The sequence below is a fragment of the Bradyrhizobium sp. genome (genome assembly GCF_036735945.1).
In the GTDB taxonomy this organism is placed as follows: domain Bacteria; phylum Pseudomonadota; class Alphaproteobacteria; order Rhizobiales; family Xanthobacteraceae; genus Bradyrhizobium.
This window is the reverse complement of record NZ_DAINNI010000235.1, coordinates 1-3341: the sequence shown is the minus strand read 5'-3', so window position 1 is coordinate 3341 and position 3341 is coordinate 1. Positions and strand designations below refer to the sequence as shown.

Below are 3341 nucleotides of genomic sequence, written 5' to 3'. Positions count from 1 at the left end.
TCAGCGCGCTGCTGTTGTTCTCGGTGCAGCCGCTGTTCACCAAGATGGTGCTGCCACGGCTCGGCGGCTCTCCGGCGGTCTGGTCGGTGGCGATGGTGTTCTTCCAGTCGCTGCTGCTGGGCGGTTATGCCTATGCGCATTTTCTGATGCAACTCCGCAACCGCACGCTTCCCGTGGCGGTGCATCTGGTGCTGCTGGCGGTGGCGATGCTGACGCTGCCGCTTTCGATCGCGAGCGGGTGGGGCGAGCCGCCGAATTCGGGCTACGCGCTCTGGCTGCTCGGCCTGTTCGCGATATCGATCGGGCTGCCGTTCTTTGCCCTCGCGGCCAACAACCCGCTGCTGCAGGCCTGGTTCGTCCGCACCGGCCACCCCAACGGCCCCGACCCGTATTTCCTCTACGCCTCCTCGAACATCGGCAGCTTCCTGGCGCTTTTGTCCTATCCGGTGCTGCTGGAACCGATGTTCACGCTGCGCACGCAGAACCTGATCTGGACCGGCGGCTACGGGCTGTTGATCGTGCTGATCGCGACCTGCGGCGTCCTGCTGTTGCGCTCGCCGGCCAAGGCGGCGGAGTTGAACATGCCGGCCGACGACAGCGACGCACCCGCGCCGTCATGGCTGTTGCGGGCGCGCTGGATCTTCCTCGCAGCCGTGCCGTCGGGGCTGTTGATCGCGGTGACCGCGCACATCTCCACCGACGTCGCCGCCGCGCCGCTGCTGTGGGTGCTGCCGCTGTCGCTCTATCTCTTGACCTGGGTGCTGGTGTTCCAGTCGCGCCCGCTGCTGCCGCACAAATGGATGCTGCTGGCGCAGCCGCTGGCGATCGCCGGCACCGTGATTTTGCTCGCGGTCGGCGGCGAGCAGAACCTGCTGCTGACGCTCGGCGGCCACCAGCTCTGCTTCTTCGTCATCGCGATGGCCTGCCATGGCGAACTGGCGCGCACACGTCCGGCGGCCAAATATCTCACCGGCTTCTATGTCGCGCTGTCGTTCGGCGGCATGGTCGGCGGTCTGTTCGCCGGGCTGATCGCACCGTTCACCTTCTCCTGGGTCGCGGAATATCCGATCCTGCTGACGCTCGCGGCGCTGTGCCGTCCCGCCGGCAACGAGCGGCTGCCGCGCTGGAGCCGATGGTACTGGCCGTTCCTCGCCGCGCTGGCGGTGGCGCTGATCGTGCCGACCTATACTACCGGCAAGTTCTTCGTCTGGCTCGACACCTGGAGGGTCTGGGTGATCGGCGGCGTCGGCGTGCTTTCGGCGCTGCTCGCGCTGGCGCTCAACGCCGACCGCTGGAAGATCTTTGCCACCGTCGCGGTCGCGCTGGTGTTGCTGCGCGCTTACCCTGCCGACGAAGGGCGGGTCGAGACCGTGCGCAGCTTCTTCGGCGTGCACAAGATCGTGGTGACGCCGAACGGCCAGTATCACGTGCTGATGCACGGCACCACGATCCACGGCGCCGAGAAATTCAAGAACGACGACGGCACGCCGGTCACCGGGCAGCCGGAGCCGATCACCTACTATCACAGGGATGGCGGCATCGGTCAGGCGATCACCGCGATCCGTGCGCGCAAGGGCGCGCCGCTGCGGGTCGCCGTGATCGGCTTGGGCTCCGGCACGCTGACCTGCGCCGCGGAGCCCGGCGAGGACTGGAAGTTCTTCGAGATTGACCAGACCATGGTCGATACCGCGCGCGACCCGAAATATTTCACCTACATCCAGGTCTGCGAGCCGAACATCGAGCCCGTGATCGGTGATGCGCGGTTGACCTTCGCACGCGAGCCCGACGGGATCTACGATCTGATCATCGTCGACGCCTATTCGTCGGACGCGATTCCGATTCATCTCGCGACCGAAGAGGCGATGGAGATCTACAAGTCCAAGCTGGCGCCGCAGGGCGCGGTGGCGATGCACGTCTCCAACCGGCATCTGGAACTTTCGAGCGTCGTCGTCGGCATCGCCGACGCCAACGACATGAAGAGCTGGGTCTACAGCGAGGATACCAACCGCGACAATGAATACATCTTCTCGACCTCGGTCGTGGTCTCGGCGCGGGAAGAGGCCGATGTCGGCAAACTGGCGTCGTCGGACCAGTGGGCGCTAACCGAAGCCGAAGATAACCAGCGGGTCTGGACCGACGACTATTCCAACGTGCTGGGCGCGGTGTGGCGGCGGCTGCGGCGCGGCGAGGAATAGGGGACGTTCGGGCGCCGGGCATCAGGCCGCCACCTCGTCACTCGATGCGGATTTCTTCCTCTTCGCGGACGGCTTCCGGCTTGACGGATGGTTTGGCTGCGGCTTCGAATTGCGTGAACGCCTCCAGCGCGTGGCTCGCATACATGACCGACGGCCCTGCGCCCATGTAGATCGCCATTCCCAGCGTCTCGCTGACTTCATCTCTGGTCGCGCCATGCTCGACGGCGGCCTTGGCGTGGAAGGCAATGCAGTCGTCGCATCGCACGGCGACGGCAATGCCGAGCGCAATCAGCTCCTTGGTTTTGACGTCGAGCGCCTTCGAGACGGTGGCCGCCTTTGCAATGCCGGCGAACGCCTTCATGACGTCGGGAGCTGTTCCCCGAAGCTCGCGGAGCAGGGTGCTTAACTCAGTGGTTTGTTGCGGCCAATTGTTCATGGGATTCTGCCCTGTGATAGGCTTATACCCATAACCGGCACGGCGAAGTCCGGCTTTGCGATGGATCAAGCGGGCGCAATTGCGACCGTGGACGACACGCCCTAGCAATGGCCGCCGGAATGATCGCGCACGACATCGGGCAGCAGGCGCGGCGCGGCTGACGAGTCCGCCAGCTAGTTCTGAGAGCTGAACAGCCCGCGCGGCTGATAATATTGCTGCCGCGGCTGGTAGTAGTAGCCCTGCGGCGCCGGCGCATAGCCGCGGTTGTCGTAATATTGCTGCTGCTGAGACGCCTGCGTGTCGTAGCCGCGGCGGCTGGGCGGCGCCGGATAGCGCGCCTCGCTGGATGACCCGTCGGCCGGATAGATGTAGCCGTCATCGGCGCGCGCCAGCGGCGCCACGCGCTGCTGCTGCGGGGTGATCACGACGGGATCGCCGGCCGCGGAGCCGTATTGCTGTTCATATTGCGACTGCGGCGCGCGGCGCGCGACGGCGGGATTGCCGCGACGCGGATTGCGCGCCAGCGCCACCTGGGAGGAGCCAGTCAGCGTTACCGTGGTGTTGAGAACGCCTTCCTGCTTCACCAGATCCCAGAGCCTCGAAGCGTTCTCGCGCGACAGCCGCACGCAACCATGTGAGGCCGGCGAGCCGAGGCGGTTGACGGAGTCGGTGCCGTGGATGGCGTGGCCGATCTTGGTGAAGAAGATCGA

The 3341-nt window shown here is 65.7% G+C and carries 3 protein-coding genes; 1 reads left to right on the top strand and 2 read right to left on the bottom strand.

Features of this window, described 5'->3' with window-relative positions:
* Positions 1-2195, top strand: a 2195-nt coding sequence (locus V7E26_RS29725; RefSeq protein ID WP_324422953.1) for a spermidine synthase, incomplete at its 5' end; no start/stop codon positions are given.
* 37 nt (positions 2196-2232) lie between these two features.
* Here the strand turns inward: V7E26_RS29725 and V7E26_RS29720 are convergent.
* Together V7E26_RS29720 and V7E26_RS29715 are read right to left on the bottom strand one after the other, a co-directional pair.
* A complete protein-coding gene (locus V7E26_RS29720) occupies positions 2233-2631 on the bottom strand; it encodes a carboxymuconolactone decarboxylase family protein (protein ID WP_324422952.1) in 399 nt (132 codons plus the stop codon).
* A 173-nt stretch (positions 2632-2804) separates the two neighbouring features.
* A partial coding sequence (locus V7E26_RS29715; RefSeq protein WP_324422951.1) for a L,D-transpeptidase occupies positions 2805-3341 on the bottom strand: 537 nt, incomplete at its 5' end.